Below are 20,597 nucleotides of genomic sequence, written 5' to 3'. Positions count from 1 at the left end.
ATCTCGTATCAAGATGGTCACTCTGATGATTCTCTCGTAGAAAGCAATTCGAGGATTCTTTCTAAATCTTCGTTGGAGAGAAATTCAATCTCAATTTTTCCTTTTTTCTTCTGTTTCTTGATCGTCACTGAAGTGCCAAAGTAGTTTTGTAAGAAAGACTCTCTTTCTTTCAACACTCGATCCTTTGGTGCTTCTTTTTTCTTTGTTTCACGTGGAACATTTTCGTTTAACTGCTGAACAAGTTTCTCAACCTGGCGTACGTTTAACCCCTCATCCACGATTTTCTTTACCAATGGCGCTAGCTTATTTTTGTTTTTCAAGCTAAGCAATGTTCTTCCATGTCCCATCGATAATGTTCCATCTGCAATCAGCTTTTGTACTTCATCCGGTAAAGTCAAAAGACGGAGATGGTTCGCAATATGCGGTCTGCTCTTCCCTAATCGCTTCGCTAATTCCTCTTGCGTCACACTTAGATGATCTAGTAAGGAAGCATAGGCTTCCGCTTCTTCTAATGGAGATAAATCCTCGCGCTGCAGGTTTTCTAAAAGGGCAATCTCTCTCATCAGCGTTTCTGAGAATTCTCTAACGATCGCAGGAATTGTTGTCAGACCAGCTTGTTGCGCTGCACGAAAACGGCGCTCTCCTGCTACAATGTCATATCCTTTAATCGATTTACGGACAATGATCGGCTGTAAAACACCGTGCTGCTGAATTGATTCTTTCAGATCAGACAATGCATCATCATCAAACGTTTTCCTTGGCTGATAAGGGTTCGGACGCAAATCCTTTATTTTGATTTCTTCGACCATTTCTTCATTTGAGTCTACATGGTTAAATAGTGCATTAATACCCTTTCCAAGACCTTTAGCCATTCGCATCCACTTCCTTTGCTAAGTCTAAATAGACATCTGCACCTCTTGAACGTGGATCATACAAGATAATCGGTTTCCCATGACTAGGCGCTTCACTCAGTCTCACATTTCGCGGAATCACGGTCTGATAGACTTTATCTCTAAAGTATTTCTTCACTTCTTCGATGACCTGAATCCCAAGATTTGTTCGTGCATCAAGCATTGTCAGCAAGACACCTTCAATGGCAAGATCAGTATTTAAATGTTTCTGCACGAGACGAACTGTGTTTAACAATTGGCTCAATCCTTCAAGCGCATAATATTCACACTGTACCGGGATTAAAACGGAATCGGATGCTGTTAACGCATTAATCGTCAGTAATCCGAGTGATGGCGGGCAGTCAATAATCATATAATCATAATTTTGCTTAACAGATTCAAGTGCTCTCTTCAATCTCACTTCACGTGAAATCGTAGGCACAAGCTCTATTTCAGCCCCTGCAAGCTGTATCGTCGCAGGAATGACATCAAGATTTTCGACCTCTGTCGTCTTAATCACATCAAGGACATCTGCATCATCAACTAAAATATCATACACACACTTCTCTACGTCGGCCTTCTCAATCCCAATACCACTCGTGGCATTGCCCTGCGGATCAATATCAACTAACAACACTCGTTTACCTATGTATGCTAAACACGCACTCAAATTAACAGAAGTTGTCGTCTTCCCGACGCCGCCCTTCTGGTTGGTAATCGCTATGATTTTCCCCACGATGTCACCCACTTTCAACTTAACAAGTTTCTCATTTTATTCATACTTCCTATTCTATCAAAAAAAGTATGAAACGTTTGCTTTTTTTGTTTCTCCATTATATATTCGTCAGCAAATGTCTATTTTCGTACATGAAAGGACGAACCAAAACGGTTTAAAAAATATATCGATATATCTTTTTGGTGGAAAAGACAAGCATAAAAAACCCTCACTTTCATCAAAAGTGAGGGGCACATGTCAAAAATGTAATCCACCAATTTTACGGCCTTCGTTCACAATGACTTTAGGAGTCACTGTATGATAGCTTCTCTTTTTTAAGAATCCGTAGGGGGTTTTAATGGTATATGTCGCATGTCCCAAAGCGTCACCTGTTTTGGCATAGGCCTGCCACACAATCTTTGAACAATAAGTCGGGTCCAGTGATTGAATTGACAGGGTGATGGAGTATCGAGCCTTTGGATGAGTTTTCACATAATCGTGCGCCCATTCCCCTGCCAGGTCTGCTGTTTCCTCTTGATTAATCCGAATTACCTTTGTATTGGCATTATAGCGAAACCAGTTAAGAATGGAATCAAGCTGAGGATGCTGTCGAAACCCTGGAATAGAAGCAAAGCTTTTCTCATTAATGACGATACCTGCATGTCCAACGATACCCTTCAAAGCATCAGTACTTGTCACCAATATATCTCCTTTTTTAGGCATAATATCGGTACCAGGATACGGCTTTCCTAAAAGGTGCTTGATGGTGTGCGGCTTTTCATCCGTTACCAACTCATCCTGCTTGTTTTGTTGTAAGCCATAATCCTTCAAATCATCGCTAGCTGAAATCAAGTCAATTGTGTCGTCCTGAGACTCATGCTCATGATTTAATTGCTGTAAAGTGACCTCCTTAGAAACAACACCTTGTTTCTTCAGAACGTTCAGTTCTTTTTTGGCCAGCGGGCTTTCTTCTGCAGGAGCCGTTGGCGAATTCACAGCAAATATGGTTGTTTCATTTGTAAAAAGAGAAAAAGAAAATAGTAAATAACAAATAATAACAAATTTCGTCTTTTTCATTTTCATCGAGTCATGTCACCTCCTTTCTTCTATGAAAATCACATTTTACCAATTTATGAATAATAAGTAAATATAATGTGGAACCAATAAAAAAAGCTGACGAGTGGCTCTCATCAGCTTTTTTCTATTTAGGAATCCGAATCGTTAATTGGATATATTCCTCAAACTCTTCTTCCTCGGTATTTATTTTAAGCCCGCTGTCTTCTACCATATGGAGAGACTGACGAATGGTATTCATCGCAATTCGTGTATCACGACTAAACGCCTTACGTTTTGGCTTCGGTTTGCGATCTGTTTTTTGTTCAAGCATTTTCACTACACGCTCTTCAGTCTGTTTTACATTCAGCTGCTTTTCGATGATTTCCTGCAATAGCGCGATTTGTAATTCTGGAAGCTTTAGGGGTACAAGTGAACGTGCATGCCTTTCAGAGATTTTTTTCTCTAAAATGGCCTGTTGTACCTCTTCAGGCAACTTTAAAAGTCTTAATTTGTTTGCAACAGTTGATTGTCCCTTGCCTAAACGCTGAGCAAGCGCCTCCTGTGTTAAATCATGAAGCTCTAAAAGACGTGCATAAGCATGAGCCTCTTCAATAGCAGACAGCTCTTCCCTTTGCAAATTTTCAATCAATGCCACAGATGCCGTTTCCGTATCAGTAAAGTCTTTTATAATAGCGGGGATTTTCTCCCATTGAAGAGTCTGTACCGCTCTCCAACGTCTTTCGCCGGCGATCAGTTCATATTTACCTTCTTCTTCTGTTGGTCTGACAACAATAGGTTGGATAATGCCATGGGTATGAATCGTCGTGGCCAGCTCATGTATCTTTTCTTCTGAAAAAATGGTGCGTGGCTGAAAACGGTTTGGCATAATTGTGTCGACCGGGAGCTCCTGTATCTCTTCCTTTAATGTATCATGCTCAGCAATCTCTGCCTCTATTTCGGTTTCACGCTCAGGATGTTCTTTGTCACCAAGCCCGAAGAAGCGTGAGAGTGAATGCTTCATGAACCTACACCACCTTTAAAAACTACCTTTTTATAATTCTATTTTCTCATGTTTTTTCCTTCTGTAAAATCTTAAATATTGAAGAAAAACCGACCTTTTACATGATCAACCTTCTATTGGTGATTTATTAGGTGTTCCTGGTTTTCTAGGATATTTTTTTGGTGTTTGCTTTTTCTTTTCAATGACAATGATGTTCCGTTCGCTTTCTTCTAAAGGAAGAACAAAGGAATGCTTTTCAACAACCTCTCCTCCGAGGACAGTAACAGCTTTTTTCCCTGCTTGCATTTCTTCATCAGCGGCAGATGCTTTTAATGCAACAAACAATCCTTCCTTTTTTACAAGGGGCAGACATAGTTCGCTCAAGACGGATAAACGCGCAACCGCTCTAGCAGTGACAAGATCATAGCTTTCACGCTTTTCCTTACGTTGTCCAAACGTCTCCGCACGATCATGATAAAAAGTAGTATCTTGTAAGTTTAACCCTTTTGCTAACTCATTGAGAAACGTAATTCGTTTCTGAAGAGAATCAACAATGGTTACATGTAGATGAGGGAAGCAAATTTTAAGAGGAATGCTTGGGAAACCAGCACCAGCTCCAATATCGCAAATCGTCGTCACTTTGTGAAAATCAATAAAAAATGCTGCTGAAATTGAATCATAAAAATGCTTTAAATACACTTCTTCCTTTTCAGTAATGGACGTTAAATTCATTTTCTCGTTCCATTCTACAAGCATGCGGAAGTAAGTTTCAAATTGTTCAAGCTGCACAGGAGAAAGAGTCATTCCTTTCTCCTCTAGTGCTGCTGTAAATTGTTCAATGTTCATGCCGACATCCTTTCTATTCTGCTATCTTCGCAATACGTCCCTGCTCTAAATATACTAAAAGGATAGAAATATCAGCAGGGTTAACGCCTGAAATACGAGAAGCCTGTGCAACAGAAAGCGGTCGGACTTCTTTCAGCTTTTGTTTCGCTTCAGTTGCAATCCCTTTGATGGCATCATAATCAATACGATCAGGAATCTTTTTGTTCTCCATCTTTTTCAGCTTTTCAACTTGTTGGAGTGACTTTTCAATATATCCTTCGTATTTAATTTGAATCTCTACCTGCTCACACACATCAGAAGGAAGTGGTGTTTCAGCAGGAGCTAACGTCACAACAGATTCATAGTTCATTTCTGGACGCTTCATCAAATCACTTGCACGAATACCGTCCTTCAGCTCACTTCCACCAAGTGAACGAATAAATTCTTGTGTCTCTGCTGTAGGTTTGATGATGACAGAATATAAACGTTTTTTCTCTGCTTCAATGGCTTCTTTTTTCTGCTGGAATGTCTGGAATCTTTCTTGAGAAATTAATCCAATATGATAGCCAAGTTCAGTTAATCTTAAATCCGCATTGTCATGACGAAGAAGCAAACGATACTCTGCACGGGATGTCAAAAGACGGTAAGGTTCATTTGTTCCCTTTGTGACAAGGTCATCAATGAGAACACCGATATATGCATCAGATCGGCTTAAAATGACTTCTTCTTTACCCAATGCTTTTCTTCCTGCATTAATACCTGCCATAATTCCTTGACCTGCTGCTTCCTCATAGCCAGATGTACCATTAATTTGGCCCGCTGTATATAATCCAGAAATTTTCTTCGTCTCAAGTGTAGGCCACAACTGAGTAGGCACAATTGCATCATACTCAATGGCATAACCCGCTCTCATCATTTGTACATTTTCGAGCCCTGGGATGGTGGAAAGCATGCGCTGCTGTACATCCTCTGGAAGACTTGTAGACAATCCTTGAACATACACTTCCTGCGTATTACGACCTTCTGGCTCTAAGAAAATTTGATGTCTCGGTTTGTCATTGAAACGAACCACTTTATCTTCAATGGAAGGGCAGTATCTAGGACCAGTTCCTTTAATCATACCTGAATACATTGGAGAACGGTGAAGATTCTCATCAATAATTTGATGTGTTTCTAAACTCGTATATGTTAACCAGCATGGCAGTTGGTCTGTAATATATTCAACCGTTTCATAGGAGAACGCCCGCGGAACATCATCACCTGGTTGAATTTCTGTTTTACTATAGTCAATCGAGTGACTATTCACTCGAGGAGGTGTTCCTGTTTTAAAGCGAACCAAATCGAATCCTAACTCTGCTAGGTGATCCGATAATTTGATTGATGGCTGCTGGTTATTAGGACCACTTGAATACGATAGATCCCCTAAAATAATGCGGCCTTTTAAGAAAGTCCCAGTCGTTAATACAACAGACTTCGCACGATAGTTTGCTCCTGTTTGGGTAACGACACCTTTACATTCATCATCTTCTACAATTAAATGATCCACCATACCTTGAAGCATTGTCAGGTTCGGTTCATTTTCCATTGTTTTTTTCATTTCATGCTGATATTGGAACTTATCTGCTTGCGCTCTTAACGCACGGACAGCAGGTCCTTTCCCCGTATTCAGCATGCGCATTTGAATATGCGTCTTATCTATATTTCGTGCCATTTCTCCGCCCAGTGCATCAATTTCTCTAACGACAATCCCTTTTGCAGGACCGCCTACGGACGGATTACATGGCATAAAAGCAACCATATCGAGGTTGATAGTCAATACAAGTGTTTTAGCGCCCTGTCTTGCAGAAGCAAGAGCAGCCTCAACCCCAGCATGACCGGCACCCACGACGATTACGTCATAATTGCCAGCTTCATAACCCATTTCTTATGTTCCTCCCTTTACTTTCCTAAACAGAATTGAGAGAATAGCTGATCAATCAAGCTTTCATGAACAGCATCTCCTATAATTTCACCGAGCTGTTCCCAGCAGCGTGTTAAATCTATTTGAACAATGTCGATCGGTACGTCCATTTCAATGCCTTCAAGAGCATCCTCAATTGATTGTTTTGCTGCCTGAAGGAGGGCAATATGCCTTGTATTACTTACATACGTTAAATCTCCACTTTCAATTGATCCAGTGAAGAACAGTGATTGAATCGCCATTTCAAGCTCATCAATGCCCTTTTCTTGTAATAATGATGTGGTGACGACCGGACGATCCTTCGCTAACTGCTTGACCTTTTCTACATCAAGCTTAGGCTCAAGGTCTGTCTTATTCACAATCACGATGATATCCATACCTGAGACAGCCTCAAAAAGCTTCATATCTTCTTCTGATAATTCTTCGCTATAATTGAGCACAAGTAAAATCAGGTCAGCTTCTTTTAAGACCTGTCTAGATCGTTCAACCCCTATACGCTCAACAATGTCCTCAGTCTCACGTATACCCGCAGTATCGACTAGACGAAGAGGTACACCTCTTACATTCACATATTCCTCAATGACATCTCTGGTAGTTCCAGGAATATCTGTGACAATCGCCTTTGTTTCCTGTACAAGGCTATTCAGCAAGGAAGACTTTCCAACATTCGGCCTTCCTATAATCACAGTGGATAAGCCCTCTCGAAGGATTTTCCCTTGCTGAGAAGTCGAGAGCAGCGACTCAATTTCTTTTTTGACCGATGTCGCTTTTTCCACTAAGACGCGATGTGTCATTTCTTCAACATCGTCATACTCAGGGTAGTCAATATTGACTTCAATATGCGCCAGTGTTTCTAGGATCTCGCCGCGCAGTCGCTGAACCAAACCGGAGAGACGTCCCTCCATTTGAGTGATTGCTACGTTCATCGCACGATCAGTCTTTGCCCGAATCAAGTCCATGACAGCCTCTGCTTGCGAAAGATCTATTCTTCCATTTAAGAAAGCACGTTTTGTGAACTCACCTGGCTCCGCTAATCTTGCTCCTTCTCTTAAAGCAAGCTGCAATACTTTATTGACCGTTACAATTCCGCCATGGCAGTTAATCTCAATAACGTCTTCTCTCGTAAATGTTTTTGGCGCTCGAAGTACTGACACCATGACCTCTTCTATTACTTGATCAGTACTTGAATCCACAATATGACCATAATGAATTGTATGGGAATCCACTGATACAAGTTTTTTCTCCTTAGGCCCTTTATACATCCGATCAGCGATCTGTACCGCATCAGGCCCACTTAAACGAATAATCGCAATTGCTCCTTCACCCATCGGTGTAGAAATGGCTGCAATTGTATCCATCACTCAATCACCTCTTTCTCTACTTAATAGACAGTCTTTTATCTATTAAATGGACGTTGTCCATCTCTATATTAAAAACGCTTAATCCAAAATTTAAAGATACCATAAATGAAAGCGAAGTGAAAGTATCCCATATCTAATTATCCACAGCTTTGCATCCTATCTATTTTAACACTTAACTTATCCACATGTGAATAACGACGTTCTAAACTTATCTTCACATCTTACACCGAAATCCAATAAATTTAAACGCCCTGATCCCTTTGCTTACTTGTAAAAAAGGTGTTTTCCACTCATATCACACACTAATTTTTTAGAAATAAAGGATGAATCTTCTATAGAAAGACAATTTTTCAATAAAAAAAGACTAAAATCCAGCTTTGCTGAATTCTAGCCTTTCTGTTATTTTTTATACAGCACCACAACATGACGCTTGCTGCCTGTATCTTCCGATGCCGTTGCAAGTTCTTTAGAAAATGCGGCGATCGTATCATGAATTACTTTTCGTTCATTAGAAGGCATTGGTTCTAAATGAACCTTTCTCTTCGTTTTTAAAACTCTGTTTGCTGTCTTGATGGCATATTGTTCAAGTGCTTCTTGTCGCTTCTTCCTATAATCTCCAATATCAATGGTAATATGATGATACTGATCAGAATAGCGATTAAACACTAACTGTACCAATGTTTCTAAAGAGTACAAAGTTTGTCCTCTTTTTCCAATCATTAATGACGTTTTATCTCCATCAATGTGGAAAGAAATCTTTTTCGGTTCCTTTTTGGAAACAATCTTCGCTTTAGGATCAATTGATTTAACAATATTATCTAAATACTGTGTAGCTAATTTAAGAGCATTTCTCTTTTCTATCAACTTGACTACAGCTTGTCTTTTGCCAAATAATCCTAAGAAACCTTTATTTCCTTCATCAACTATTGTGATATCTACTTCTTCTTTTAGAAGTTGAATTTGTTTAAGTCCGGAATCTACTGCTTCTTCGATTGTGCGACCGACAGCAGTTATTTCCTTCATTTTTTATTCCCGCCAGCTTTTTCTTTTGTATCCAATTTTACTTGAGGAGTTTTAATCACTAATGTTTGGATGATCATGAAAATGTTACCTACAACCCAGTACAATGAAAGTGCTGCTGGGAAACTAATGGCAAATACAATGATCATAATCGGCATAACCCATAGCATGATAGCCATTTGAGGGTTGTCCGAAGGATTTCCAGCCATCATCAGTTTTTGCTGAATGAAAGTAGCTACCCCCGCAATGATCGGTAATAGGAACAATGGATCTGGACTGCCTAAGTCAAACCATAAGAATGTATGCTTTTTAATTTCTGCTGTTCTCATAATCGCATGATAAAAACCAATTAGGATTGGCATCTGAATTAAAATCGGGAAACATCCAGCTAATGGATTGACGCCATTTTTTTGGAAAAGGGCCATTGTTTCCTGCTGAAGCTGCTGCTGAGTTTTTTGGTCTTTAGAGCTATATTTTTCACGAAGCTTTTTCAATTCAGGCTGCAATGCTTGCATTGCTTTTGTACTTCTTAACTGCTTAATCATTAATGGTAGAATGAGCAAGCGGATTAACAGTGTCACAATAATGATCGCAACCCCGTAGTTTTCACCAGTCAAATTTGCCATGTACGTGATTAATTGAGATAGCGGGTAAACAATATAAGAATTCCAGAATCCCTTACTATCTGATGTGATTGGTTCATTGATTTGTGTACATCCTGCCAATAGAACCAACACGCCAATCAAGCTAAATATTAGTAATAATCGCCTTTTCAACAAGATTCCTCCCATTACTTCAAACTTTATTTAAGTTGGAATTGATTACGAAAGTGACTCACCTAATCAGTATGGTAACATTTTTTCATTACAAAGTGGTGGTTTCATTTTAATTCACTAGATGAAGGAAGCGCTTTTAAAAATTGATTCAACGAAAGTTTCTATTACGAAGACTTTTTCGGTTGTTGTTGATAAACAGCGGATTTTCTAAATAAATGTTGGAGAGACTTCTTTGTTTCTTCAAAGGTCAATTCACTTGCTGGTTTTCTTGCAATGACAATGTAGTCTTTTTCTTGCTTTAACTTATGACCTTCTTCTAAAAACACCTGGCGGATCAGTCGTTTAATTCGATTTCTCATCACTGCATTACCAATCTTCTTACTGACAGACAATCCCAAACGCAGTTCATCTTGATTTGGTTGATCCAGCTGGTAAATAACGAATTGACGATTCGCCATTGATTGACCTTTTCTGAACACTTTTTGAAACTCTTCATTTTTTTTTAGCCTGTTTCGCTTCTTCATGTTTTCTTCCACTCCGATAAAAACTGACAGTTCATTTACGATTTTATGTAAAAAAGACCACTGACATTATTCAGTGGCCTAAGCTGATAATTTTTTTCTACCTTTGCTGCGGCGTCGCTTTAAAACTAGACGTCCGTTTTTAGAACTCATACGGCTGCGGAAGCCATGAACTTTACTACGCTTACGGTTATTTGGTTGAAACGTTCTTTTCATTTATGACACCTCCCTGAGGAATAGCTGTTTAAGACAGTCTAACTCATTATATTTGTGTAACCCATCGATTGTCAATATCAATGATAAAACTCTTATTATCAACCTTATAAGCATAACATAATTTATCAAACGAAGAAACCTTCTTTTTCAGTTTCCAGCATTTTATTCTTTTTTCCTCCTAAAAGGCCTGCAAAACAAGGGTGTGGATATTTTTCCGGCATATTTAGACTATCCACATCCATTATCGACATTTTTTTCACACAAATAACCGATGTGGATAATTATTTTTCAACAGGATGTAAAGTGTGTGGATAAGTTTGTGACACCCATTGCACCATCTCGTTTATTTTGATATTATATTTGTGTTTTAACTCTTAATTACTTATCTGACCTATTTGCGTTATCCACAAACTGTGGATAAGCTGTGGAAAGATATTACACAGGCTGTTGAATTATTTATCCACAGACTGTGTAATTTGTCGAAAAGACGTTTTTCTACTATATTATTTGTTTTCAACAACGTATGTGCACGAATGGTGATGACCATTTGCTCTTTTTCGTGTTCTATAACAGTTTGATATTGGTCATTTTATAAAGAAAAGGAGGGGGGAGAAGCCTTATGGAAAATATTTTGGATCTGTGGAATAAAGCACTTCAAAAAATAGAGACAAAGTTGAGCAAACCCAGTTTTGAGACATGGATGAAATCGACAAAAGCCCATTCTCTTCAAGGCGATACGCTTACAATTACGGCACCTAATGAATTTGCTAGAGACTGGCTGGAATCAAGATATCTCCACTTAATTGCTGATACCATCTACGAACTGACAGGTGAAGAGCTCAGCATTAAATTTATTATTCCTCAAAATCAGGATGAAGTGGAAGCCATGCCAAAGTCTCCAATTAAAAAAATGTCTAAAGAAGAGGCCGTTGATATTCCACAAAATATGCTGAATCCAAAATATACATTTGATACTTTTGTTATTGGTTCAGGCAACCGATTTGCGCATGCCGCTTCACTTGCAGTTGCGGAAGCACCGGCAAAAGCATATAACCCGCTCTTTATTTATGGGGGCGTTGGTTTAGGAAAGACCCACTTGATGCATGCGATTGGTCATTATGTCATCGACCATAATCCATCAGCCAAAGTGGTCTATCTATCATCTGAAAAATTTACAAATGAATTTATCAACTCAATCCGAGACAACAAAGCTGTCGATTTCCGTAATCGCTATCGGAATGTAGATGTGCTTTTGATAGATGATATTCAATTTTTAGCAGGAAAAGAACAAACACAAGAAGAGTTTTTCCATACATTCAACACACTTCACGAAGAAAGTAAGCAAATCGTCATTTCTAGTGACCGGCCGCCGAAAGAAATTCCGACACTTGAAGACAGATTACGCTCTCGATTCGAATGGGGCTTAATCACAGACATTACCCCGCCAGATTTAGAAACACGTATTGCAATTTTGCGAAAAAAGGCAAAAGCAGAAGGCTTAGACATTCCGAATGAAGTCATGCTTTATATTGCCAATCAAATCGACAGCAACATTCGTGAACTGGAGGGTGCTTTGATTCGTGTCGTTGCTTACTCTTCTTTAATTAATAAAGACATCAATGCGGATCTAGCAGCTGAGGCCCTAAAGGACATCATTCCTTCATCGAAGCCAAGAGTCATTACAATTAAAGATATTCAAAGAATTGTAGGGCAGCAATTTAATATTCGCTTAGAGGATTTCAAAGCGAAGAAACGTACGAAGTCAGTTGCTTATCCAAGACAAATTGCCATGTATCTCTCTAGAGAAATGACCGATTCCTCTCTGCCTAAAATAGGAGAAGAATTTGGAGGTCGTGATCATACGACTGTCATTCATGCTCATGAGAAGATTTCGAAATTAATGGTTGAGGATGAACAGCTTCAGCAGCATGTGAAAGAAATCAAAGAACAATTAAAATAACCAAGCTGATATAATAAGTACGGGAAAATGTGAATAACTAGAGCATAGTCATACACAGTCTGTCCACATGTGGATAGGCTGTCTTTCCTTTCTTTTTACCGACTTATCCACATATTCACAAGCCCTACTATTACTTCTACGATTTTTATTAATAAAATATATATACATGTCATTAAGAAAATTTAGGAGGACCACTATGAAATTCACGATTCAAAAAGATCGCCTTGTCGAAAGTGTCCAAGATGTATTAAAGGCCGTATCCTCTAGAACAACGATACCTATTTTGACAGGGATTAAAATTGTTGCATCTGATGAGGGGGTTTCTCTCACAGGAAGCGACTCTGATATCTCAATTGAATCCTTTATTCCTCAAAGAGATGGAGATTTAGAAGTAATCACGATTGACCGTCCAGGGAGTATTGTGCTTCAGGCCCGCTTCTTTAGTGAAATTGTGAAGAAACTGCCAATGGCTACTGTCGAAATTGAAGTAGAACAAAATCACCTCACGATCATCCGTTCTGGTTCAGCGGAATTTAACTTAAACGGCTTAGATGCTGAGGAATATCCGCATCTGCCGCAAATTGAAGAGCATCATGCATTTCAAGTCCCGACAGATTTGCTTAAAAACTTAATTCGTCAAACCGTTTTTGCAGTGTCCACCTCAGAAACACGACCTATCTTGACAGGTGTAAACTGGAAGGTGGAGAAAGGTGAATTAATATGCACAGCGACGGATAGCCACCGTCTTGCTTTAAGAAAAGCGAAGTTGGATATTGACGAGGAAAGCTCATACAATGTCGTAATTCCAGGGAAGAGTTTAACAGAGCTAAGTAGAATCCTTGATGACGGACAAGATCTTGTGAGCATCGTGATTACAGAAACGCAAGTTCTCTTTAAAGCACAAAACGTGTTGTTCTTCTCAAGATTGCTGGATGGTAATTATCCAGATACAGCTCGCCTGATCCCGCAAGAAAGTAAAACGGATGTCGTGGTCAACACGAAGGAATTCCTTCAAGCTATTGATCGTGCATCACTTTTGGCAAGAGAAGGACGCAATAATGTCGTAAAGCTGTCAGCTGATCCTGAACAAAGCCTTGAGATTTCTTCTAATTCACCTGAAATCGGTAAAGTAGTCGAAACGGTTCAAGCGGATGACATTAAAGGGGAGGACCTCAAAATCTCCTTCAGTCCAAAATATATGCTGGATGCGTTAAAAGTATTAGAGGGAACAGAAATTCATGTAAGCTTCACTGGTGCCATGAGACCGTTCCTGTTGCGCACGCCAAATGATGATTCAATCTTGCAGTTGATTCTCCCAGTCAGAACATATTAATCCAATCTAAATTAGCTGCTGTGTGAGTGCACAGCAGCTTTTCTTCTCGTTTACCATGCTTTCTTTCATCCTAGTTCGCTTTCCCCCTTTCCTTCTTGTCTTGTTTTTTAGTACAATTAGATATTAGTGATATTGAAAGAGGTCGATATAATGCCTAATCTTATAACCATTGAGAAAGAAATGATTACATTAGGGCAGTTTTTGAAATTAGCCGAAGTCATCCAATCTGGCGGAATGGCGAAATGGTTTTTAAGTGAACATGAGGTGTTCATTAATCAAGAGCCAGATAATAGACGGGGACGCAAACTATACCCAGGAGATGTTGTCGAGATAGAAGGTTATGGCACATTTCAAGTTGTGAATTAGAAACGGGTGACAATACATGTACATTCAAAGTCTGGCGTTAACTTCATACAGAAACTATGAACACACTGAGCTTCAATTCGACAACAAGGTGAATGTCATGATCGGTGAGAATGCCCAAGGTAAAACGAACTTGATGGAAGCGATCTATGTATTGTCGATGGCAAAGTCGCATCGTACGTCAAATGATAAAGAACTTATCCGATGGGACCAAGACTATGCTAAAATAGAAGGTAGAGTCATCAAAAAAAATGGTCCACTCCCAATGCAGCTCGTGATCTCAAAAAAAGGGAAAAAGGGCAAGGTCAATCACATTGAACAACAGAAGCTCAGTCATTATGTTGGTGCGTTAAACACCATCATGTTTGCACCAGAGGACTTAAGTCTTGTGAAGGGCAGCCCGCAAATCCGCAGAAGATTCCTCGATATGGAGATTGGACAAGTTTCTGCTGTCTATTTGCATGATTTATCGCTCTATCAAAAAATCCTCTCTCAGCGGAATCATTACTTGAAACAATTGCAGACAAGAAAGCAAACGGATCAAGCGATGCTGGAGGTTTTAACAGAGCAGTTGATTGATGCGGCAGTGAAAGTTGTCAAAAGACGACTGACTTTTACGAAACAGCTCGAGAAATGGGCGCAGCCGCTGCATTTTGGCATTTCTAGAGAGCTAGAAACACTCACGCTCCAATACCAGACTTCGATAGAGGTATCAGAAGCGTCAGACTTGTCGAAAATAAAGAATAGCTATGAAGAATCGTTTCAGAAACTAAGAGACAGAGAAATAGACCGAGGAGTGACACTGTGGGGACCTCACAGAGATGACCTTCTTTTCTTTGTGAATGGTCGGGATGTTCAGACATATGGCTCTCAAGGGCAGCAAAGAACAACAGCTCTTTCACTAAAGCTGGCAGAAATCGACCTGATACATGAAGAAATCGGAGAATATCCCATTCTTCTACTCGATGATGTTTTATCTGAACTTGATGATTACAGACAGTCTCATTTGCTCCATACCATTCAGGGACGTGTACAGACCTTCGTCACCACAACAAGTGTTGAAGGCATCGATCACGCCACCTTGAAAGAAGCGGAAATTTTCAGAGTAGCCAGTGGAAAAGTAATTGACTGATAAATGAGGTGTGAGTCTTGTATATTCATTTAGGTGATGATTGTGTTGTTTCTACACGAGAGATTGTCGCAATTGTTGATTACAAAATGAGGTCGTCTTCTGTTGTAGAAGAGTTTCTCCAAAAACAAGAAGAACAAATCATTTCGTTATCACAAGGAACACCCAAATCCATCGTCGTCACAACTGAATCTGTTTATTACTCTCCTCTTTCCTCAAGCACGCTCAAAAAACGTGCTTCATTTGTGATTGAAATTGAAGTCTAAAAGCTCAATTCATATAAATATATCGTTTAAGAAAAGTGTAGGTGAATGTACGTGGCAATGGAACAGCAACATAATAGTTATGATGAAAATCAGATACAGGTGCTCGAAGGACTAGAAGCTGTTAGAAAACGTCCAGGAATGTACATCGGGTCAACCAGTGCAAAAGGACTTCACCATCTTGTATGGGAAATTGTCGACAACAGTATTGATGAGGCTTTAGCTGGATATTGCACAGATATTACGGTGCAAATTGAAAAGGATAATAGCATTACAGTGAAAGATAATGGCCGCGGGATTCCGGTTGGGATTCATGAGAAAATGGGACGTCCTGCTGTAGAGGTCATTATGACTGTTCTTCACGCTGGCGGTAAATTTGACGGCAGCGGTTATAAAGTATCTGGCGGTCTGCATGGCGTAGGGGCATCTGTTGTTAATGCGTTATCTACGACCTTAGACGTGACCGTATATCGTGACGGGAAAATTCATTATCAACAATTCAAACGCGGTGTTCCAGCTGGAGATTTAGAGATCATTGGTGAAACAGATGTTACAGGGACAACCACTCATTTTGTGCCAGATCCAGAAATTTTTACTGAAACCATTGAATTTGATTACGATACACTTGCCAACCGTGTACGTGAGTTAGCTTTCTTAACAAAAGGTGTAAACATCATTATTGAAGATTTACGTGAAGGTAAAGAACGACGAAATGAATACTGCTATGAAGGCGGTATTAAGAGCTATGTAGAACATTTAAATCGCTCAAAAGAAGTCGTTCATGAAGAACCCGTTTACATCGAAGGTGAAAAAGACGGAATCACGATTGAAGTGGCATTACAATATAACGATTCCTATACAAGCAACATCTATTCCTTCGCCAACAATATCAACACGTATGAAGGCGGAACGCACGAAGCAGGCTTTAAAACAGGTTTGACGCGTGTTATCAATGATTATGCTCGTAAGAATGGCGTATTCAAAGATGGAGACTCGAATTTGAGCGGTGAAGATGTGCGAGAAGGCTTAACAGCCATTATCTCCATCAAACATCCAGATCCTCAATTCGAAGGACAAACGAAGACAAAGCTTGGGAACTCAGAAGCAAGAACCATTACCGACTCCCTTTTCTCTGAAGCACTTGAGAAATTCCTCTTAGAGAATCCTGATGCTGCAAAGAAAATTGTGGAGAAAGGTGTGATGGCAGCTCGTGCGAGAATGGCTGCCAAAAAGGCACGTGAGCTGACAAGACGTAAAAGTGCACTGGAAGTCTCCAGCTTACCGGGGAAACTGGCGGACTGTTCTTCTAAAGACCCTTCCATCTCTGAACTCTATATCGTAGAGGGAGATTCTGCGGGCGGATCTGCTAAGCAAGGCCGTGATCGTCACTTCCAAGCGATCTTACCGTTAAGAGGGAAGATCCTAAACGTTGAAAAAGCGCGACTAGATAAAATTCTATCGAACAACGAGGTTCGTTCAATGATTACAGCATTAGGAACTGGAATCGGAGAAGACTTCACTTTAGAGAAAGCTCGCTATCACAAAGTTGTGATCATGACGGATGCCGATGTGGATGGAGCGCACATTCGAACGCTGCTTTTAACATTCTTCTATCGCTACATGCGTGAAATTATTGAAAACGGTTATGTGTATATTGCACAGCCGCCTTTATATAAAGTGCAGCAAGGAAAACGTGTTGAGTACGTGTATAACGACAAACAGCTAGATGAGCTGTTAAAATCACTTCCTCAAACACCAAAACCTGGACTTCAGCGTTATAAAGGTCTTGGAGAGATGAATGCTACTCAGCTTTGGGAAACAACAATGGATCCTGATGCGAGAACACTTCTTCAAGTCACACTTGAGGATGCGATCGATGCTGATGAGACATTTGAAATGCTCATGGGAGATAAAGTAGAGCCGAGAAGAAACTTTATCGAAGAAAACGCGCAATACGTGAAAAACCTCGATATTTAGATAGATCCCTACTGAGAACAACCTTATTTCTTGTTTGGAATAAGGTTGTTTTTCAAGAAATAGGGGCGTATAACCAATGTCCTGTTTTTCCGTGTTTTCGTTGATTTTCTAGTAAATAAATGTGTATAAAGACGAGATTATTGATATAATGGAGAATAGTCTTGTGAAGATAAATACATATTTTACTCCCACATAATTTATTTCATGTGATACGTAAAGGGAGGTTCTTATAGTGAGTGAACAACATACACCAAATGTACGCGAAGTGAATATTAGTCAAGAAATGCGTACGTCCTTTTTAGATTATGCAATGAGTGTGATTGTGTCGCGTGCATTACCAGATGTGCGAGACGGATTAAAGCCCGTGCATCGAAGAATTTTGTATGCGATGAATGACCTAGGTATGACAAGTGATAAACCATTTAAGAAATCTGCACGTATCGTTGGGGAAGTTATCGGTAAGTATCACCCTCACGGTGACAGCGCTGTATACGAAGCAATGGTTCGTATGGCGCAAGACTTCAACTATCGTTATATGTTAGTTGATGGTCATGGAAACTTTGGTTCAGTCGATGGAGACGGGGCAGCGGCGATGCGTTATACCGAGGCGCGTCTATCGAAGATTTCTATGGAAATCCTCCGTGATATCACAAAGGACACCATTGATTATCAAGATAACTATGACGGCAGTGAAAGAGAGCCAATGGTGATGCCTGCAAGATTCCCAAACTTATTGGTCAACGGAGCGACAGGAATTGCTGTAGGAATGGCGACCAATATTCCGCCGCACCAATTAGGTGAAGTGATTGATGGGGTATTGGCCATCAGTCAAAACCCGGAAATGACAACACAGGAGCTTATGGATATCATCCCAGGGCCAGATTTCCCAACAGCAGGTCAAATCATTGGCCGAAGTGGTATTCGAAAGGCGTATGAAACAGGGCGCGGCTCTATTACATTAAGAGCAAAATCGAATATTGAGGAAACATCTAGCGGAAAACAGCGCATTGTTATCAATGAGATCCCGTACCAAGTCAACAAAGCCCGTTTGATTGAAAAAATTGCTGATCTTGTGCGTGATAAAAAGATTGATGGCATTACAGATTTGCGTGATGAATCAGATCGTAATGGTATGCGTATTGTCATTGAACTGCGAAGAGACGCAAACGTCCATGTTCTATTAAACAATCTTTATAAACAAACGACACTTCAAACGTCATTTGGTATCAACTTATTAGCACTTGTTGATGGACAGCCGAAAGTCTTGTCCCTCAAACAATGTCTTGAATATTATCTAGAGCATCAAAAAGTGATCATTCGCAGAAGAACGGCGTATGAGCTGCGTAAAGCAGAAGCAAGAGCACACATTTTAGAAGGCCTCAGAATTGCACTTGATCACTTAGATGAAGTCATTGCTTTAATTAGAGGCTCTCAAACTGCGGAAATTGCGAGAAATGGTTTGATGGAAAACTATAGCTTGTCTGAAAAACAGGCACAGGCCATTCTTGATATGCGACTTCAGCGTTTGACTGGCCTAGAACGAGAAAAGATAGAAGATGAATATAAAGGACTTGTTGATTTGATTGCTGAATTAAAAGCCATTTTAGCAGACAATGAGAAAGTACTTGAAATCATTAGAGAAGAATTAACAGAAATTAAAGAACGCTTCAATGATACGCGCCGGACTGAAATTGTGACAGCGGGTATTGAAACAATTGAAGACGAAGATTTGATTCCTGTTGAGAACATCGTGATTACGCTGACGCATAATGGTTATATCAAGCGTCTCCCTGCATCAACATACCGCAGTCAAAAAAGAGGCGGTAAAGGTGTCCAAGGAATGGGAACCAACGAAGATGATTTCGTTGAACAGTTGATTTCAACATCGACCCACGATACGATTCTTTTCTTCTCTAATAAAGGGAAGGTTTATCGTGCGAAAGGGTATGAGATTCCTGAATTCGGACGGACAGCGAAAGGGATTCCGATCATTAACCTTCTTGAAGTAGAAAAGGGAGAATGGATTAACGCTATTATTCCAGTAAGCGAATTTGATGAAAATTCGTATCTCTTCTTTACAACAAGACACGGTGTATCAAAACGGACGACATTGTCTCAGTTTGCTAACATTCGAAACAACGGTCTTATTGCACTCAGCCTTCGTGACGAAGATGAACTGATGGCTGTTCGTTTAACCAATGGAGAAAAACAAATCATCATTGGAACGAAAAAGGGGATGCTGATCCGTTTTGACGAGACAGATGTTCGTGAAATGGGACGTACGGCAGCTGGAGTGAAAGGTATCACACTTTCCGAAGATGACATTGTCGTGGGTATGGAAATCCTTGAGCCAGATGCAAACGTATTGATTGTAACTGAAAAAGGATATGGCAAACTAACCCCTGAAAAAGAATACCGTGTTCAAAGTCGTGGAGGTAAAGGTCTTAAAACGTGCAAAATCACTGATAACAATGGTCCGCTTGTCACAGTGAAGGCAACTAATGCTGAAGCAGAAGAAGACTTGATGATTATTACAGGAAGCGGTGTAATCATTCGTATGGCCGTTTCTGATATTTCGACAACAGGTCGAGTCACTCAAGGTGTCCGCCTAATCCGCCTCGGTGATGAGGAACATGTCGCTACAGTGGCATTAGTTGAACAATCACAAGAAGACGATGAAGAGATTAGTGAAGAGAACGTAGAAAATATAGAGTCAGATCAAGAGCAACCTGAGTAAAATGAAGCCGGTTCTTCACCGGCTTTATTTTTTTTTGAAATAACATCATTTTTTTTGAAATTTATAATGCTTTTTTCATAGATATGTGTTAATCTTTCAAAGGAGCAAAAAGAGGCTCTATTTTTTATCTCATTCTCAGTAAAAACTTCTTAAAAAAACAAAATGTTTTTTAAGAAAAATGTTGACTGTTGATAGAGATACATGATATATTTAAGTGGTCGCTTTAAGAGAGTGGCACACAAGTTCTTTGAAAACTAAACAAGACAAAACGTACCTGTTAATTCGAGTTTTTATAAAAAAATCCTATGATACATCATAGGTAGTCAGTCAAACACTGACGAAAAACAAAACTTCGGTTTTGTACTTTTTCGGAGAGTTTGATCCTGGCTCAGGACGAACGCTGGCGGCGTGCCTAATACATGCAAGTCGAGCGGACAGAAGGGAGCTTGCTCCCGGATGTTAGCGGCGGACGGGTGAGTAACACGTGGGTAACCT

Annotated in this window: 18 protein-coding genes and 1 rRNA gene; 8 read left to right on the top strand and 11 right to left on the bottom strand. The window is 39.9% G+C overall.

The features are described 5' to 3' along the window. Positions 1-17: 17 nt before the first annotated feature. The 11 genes from C6Y03_RS03710 to rpmH form a co-directional block, all read right to left on the bottom strand. Positions 18-872 carry a ParB/RepB/Spo0J family partition protein gene (locus C6Y03_RS03710; protein WP_106038842.1) on the bottom strand — a complete coding sequence of 285 codons (855 nt, stop codon included), beginning with the start codon at positions 870-872 and terminating at the stop codon, positions 18-20. Beyond that, entirely contained in the window at positions 865-1,626 is a 762-nt protein-coding gene (gene soj, locus C6Y03_RS03705; RefSeq protein WP_034620351.1) for a sporulation initiation inhibitor protein Soj, read from the bottom strand. The genes C6Y03_RS03710 and soj overlap by 8 nt, the downstream gene beginning before the upstream one ends. Positions 1,627-1,863: 237 nt before the next feature. Next, a complete protein-coding gene (locus C6Y03_RS03700; RefSeq protein ID WP_106038841.1) occupies positions 1,864-2,688 on the bottom strand; it encodes an orthopoxovirus pf05708 family protein in 825 nt (274 codons plus the stop codon). Positions 2,689-2,806: 118 nt separating this feature from the next. Then, entirely contained in the window at positions 2,807-3,682 is an 876-nt protein-coding gene (noc, locus tag C6Y03_RS03695; RefSeq protein WP_034660661.1) for a nucleoid occlusion protein, read from the bottom strand. A gap of 105 nt (positions 3,683-3,787) precedes the next feature. Further along, a complete protein-coding gene (rsmG, locus tag C6Y03_RS03690) occupies positions 3,788-4,507 on the bottom strand; it encodes a 16S rRNA (guanine(527)-N(7))-methyltransferase RsmG (protein WP_034660662.1) in 720 nt (239 codons plus the stop codon). Between the two features lie 13 nt (positions 4,508-4,520). Then, positions 4,521-6,407: a tRNA uridine-5-carboxymethylaminomethyl(34) synthesis enzyme MnmG gene (gene mnmG, locus C6Y03_RS03685; protein WP_066031461.1), complete on the bottom strand. Its 1,887-nt coding sequence runs from the start codon at positions 6,405-6,407 to the stop codon at positions 4,521-4,523. Between the two features lie 17 nt (positions 6,408-6,424). Beyond that, complete coding sequence (gene mnmE / locus C6Y03_RS03680; protein ID WP_060597707.1) at positions 6,425-7,804, bottom strand: tRNA uridine-5-carboxymethylaminomethyl(34) synthesis GTPase MnmE; 1,380 nt, start codon at positions 7,802-7,804, stop codon at positions 6,425-6,427. Between the two features lie 402 nt (positions 7,805-8,206). Next, on the bottom strand, positions 8,207-8,830 hold the full coding sequence (gene jag / locus C6Y03_RS03675) for an RNA-binding cell elongation regulator Jag/EloR (RefSeq protein ID WP_066031460.1): 624 nt from the start codon (positions 8,828-8,830) through the stop codon (positions 8,207-8,209). Beyond that, complete coding sequence (gene spoIIIJ, locus C6Y03_RS03670) at positions 8,827-9,609, bottom strand: YidC family membrane integrase SpoIIIJ (protein ID WP_095286180.1); 783 nt, start codon at positions 9,607-9,609, stop codon at positions 8,827-8,829. Before spoIIIJ ends, jag begins: the two co-directional genes overlap by 4 nt. Positions 9,610-9,767: 158 nt before the next feature. Next, positions 9,768-10,127 (bottom strand): ribonuclease P protein component, encoded by a 360-nt coding sequence (gene rnpA / locus C6Y03_RS03665; protein ID WP_034660668.1) that lies wholly within the window; start codon positions 10,125-10,127, stop codon positions 9,768-9,770. 78 nt (positions 10,128-10,205) lie between these two features. Continuing rightward, positions 10,206-10,340 (bottom strand): 50S ribosomal protein L34, encoded by a 135-nt coding sequence (gene rpmH / locus C6Y03_RS03660; RefSeq protein ID WP_008360908.1) that lies wholly within the window; start codon positions 10,338-10,340, stop codon positions 10,206-10,208. 619 nt (positions 10,341-10,959) lie between these two features. On the opposite strand from rpmH, the gene dnaA reads away from it, so the two are divergent. The 8 genes from dnaA to C6Y03_RS03620 all read left to right on the top strand — a co-directional run. Beyond that, positions 10,960-12,300: a chromosomal replication initiator protein DnaA gene (gene dnaA / locus C6Y03_RS03655; protein WP_034660669.1), complete on the top strand. Its 1,341-nt coding sequence runs from the start codon at positions 10,960-10,962 to the stop codon at positions 12,298-12,300. A gap of 196 nt (positions 12,301-12,496) precedes the next feature. Then, entirely contained in the window at positions 12,497-13,633 is a 1,137-nt protein-coding gene (gene dnaN / locus C6Y03_RS03650) for a DNA polymerase III subunit beta (RefSeq protein WP_034660670.1), read from the top strand. 150 nt (positions 13,634-13,783) lie between these two features. Further along, complete coding sequence (yaaA, locus tag C6Y03_RS03645) at positions 13,784-13,999, top strand: S4 domain-containing protein YaaA (RefSeq protein WP_003215257.1); 216 nt, start codon at positions 13,784-13,786, stop codon at positions 13,997-13,999. A 16-nt stretch (positions 14,000-14,015) separates the two neighbouring features. Continuing rightward, positions 14,016-15,128, top strand: coding sequence for a DNA replication/repair protein RecF (recF, locus tag C6Y03_RS03640; RefSeq protein ID WP_106038840.1), 1,113 nt, complete (start codon positions 14,016-14,018; stop codon positions 15,126-15,128). Between the two features lie 17 nt (positions 15,129-15,145). Further along, positions 15,146-15,391, top strand: a complete 246-nt coding sequence (gene remB / locus C6Y03_RS03635; protein ID WP_008360920.1) for an extracellular matrix regulator RemB — start codon at positions 15,146-15,148, stop codon at positions 15,389-15,391. Positions 15,392-15,448: 57 nt separating this feature from the next. Further along, positions 15,449-17,365, top strand: coding sequence for a DNA topoisomerase (ATP-hydrolyzing) subunit B (gene gyrB, locus C6Y03_RS03630; RefSeq protein ID WP_095286181.1), 1,917 nt, complete (start codon positions 15,449-15,451; stop codon positions 17,363-17,365). A gap of 232 nt (positions 17,366-17,597) precedes the next feature. Next, a complete protein-coding gene (gene gyrA, locus C6Y03_RS03625; protein ID WP_060597709.1) occupies positions 17,598-20,102 on the top strand; it encodes a DNA gyrase subunit A in 2,505 nt (834 codons plus the stop codon). A 365-nt stretch (positions 20,103-20,467) separates the two neighbouring features. Continuing rightward, positions 20,468-20,597: ribosomal RNA gene (locus C6Y03_RS03620) — 16S ribosomal RNA — on the top strand; the annotation flags it as partial.

The sequence above is a fragment of the Bacillus sp. LNXM65 genome, assembly GCF_002998575.1.
Taxonomy (GTDB): Bacteria; Bacillota; Bacilli; order Bacillales; family Bacillaceae; genus Bacillus.
The sequence above is the reverse complement of the archived record's forward strand: the minus strand, read 5'-3'. Positions and strand labels throughout refer to the sequence as shown.

Excerpts from the sequence above, each read along its gene's own strand:
- rpmH (WP_008360908.1), bottom strand. The coding sequence starts at position 10,340 with ATGAAAAGAACGTTTCAACCAAATAACCGTAAGCGTAGTAAAGTTCAT.
- dnaA (WP_034660669.1), top strand. The coding sequence starts at position 10,960 with ATGGAAAATATTTTGGATCTGTGGAATAAAGCACTTCAAAAAATAGAG.
- noc (WP_034660661.1), bottom strand. The coding sequence starts at position 3,682 with ATGAAGCATTCACTCTCACGCTTCTTCGGGCTTGGTGACAAAGAACAT.
- rnpA (WP_034660668.1), bottom strand. The coding sequence starts at position 10,127 with ATGAAGAAGCGAAACAGGCTAAAAAAAAATGAAGAGTTTCAAAAAGTG.
- mnmE (WP_060597707.1), bottom strand. The coding sequence starts at position 7,804 with ATGGATACAATTGCAGCCATTTCTACACCGATGGGTGAAGGAGCAATT.
- mnmG (WP_066031461.1), bottom strand. The coding sequence starts at position 6,407 with ATGGGTTATGAAGCTGGCAATTATGACGTAATCGTCGTGGGTGCCGGT.
- C6Y03_RS03710 (WP_106038842.1), bottom strand. The coding sequence starts at position 872 with ATGGCTAAAGGTCTTGGAAAGGGTATTAATGCACTATTTAACCATGTA.
- C6Y03_RS03700 (WP_106038841.1), bottom strand. The coding sequence starts at position 2,688 with ATGAAAATGAAAAAGACGAAATTTGTTATTATTTGTTATTTACTATTT.
- yaaA (WP_003215257.1), top strand. The coding sequence starts at position 13,784 with ATGCCTAATCTTATAACCATTGAGAAAGAAATGATTACATTAGGGCAG.
- rsmG (WP_034660662.1), bottom strand. The coding sequence starts at position 4,507 with ATGAACATTGAACAATTTACAGCAGCACTAGAGGAGAAAGGAATGACT.
- recF (WP_106038840.1), top strand. The coding sequence starts at position 14,016 with ATGTACATTCAAAGTCTGGCGTTAACTTCATACAGAAACTATGAACAC.
- dnaN (WP_034660670.1), top strand. The coding sequence starts at position 12,497 with ATGAAATTCACGATTCAAAAAGATCGCCTTGTCGAAAGTGTCCAAGAT.
- gyrB (WP_095286181.1), top strand. The coding sequence starts at position 15,449 with ATGGAACAGCAACATAATAGTTATGATGAAAATCAGATACAGGTGCTC.
- jag (WP_066031460.1), bottom strand. The coding sequence starts at position 8,830 with ATGAAGGAAATAACTGCTGTCGGTCGCACAATCGAAGAAGCAGTAGAT.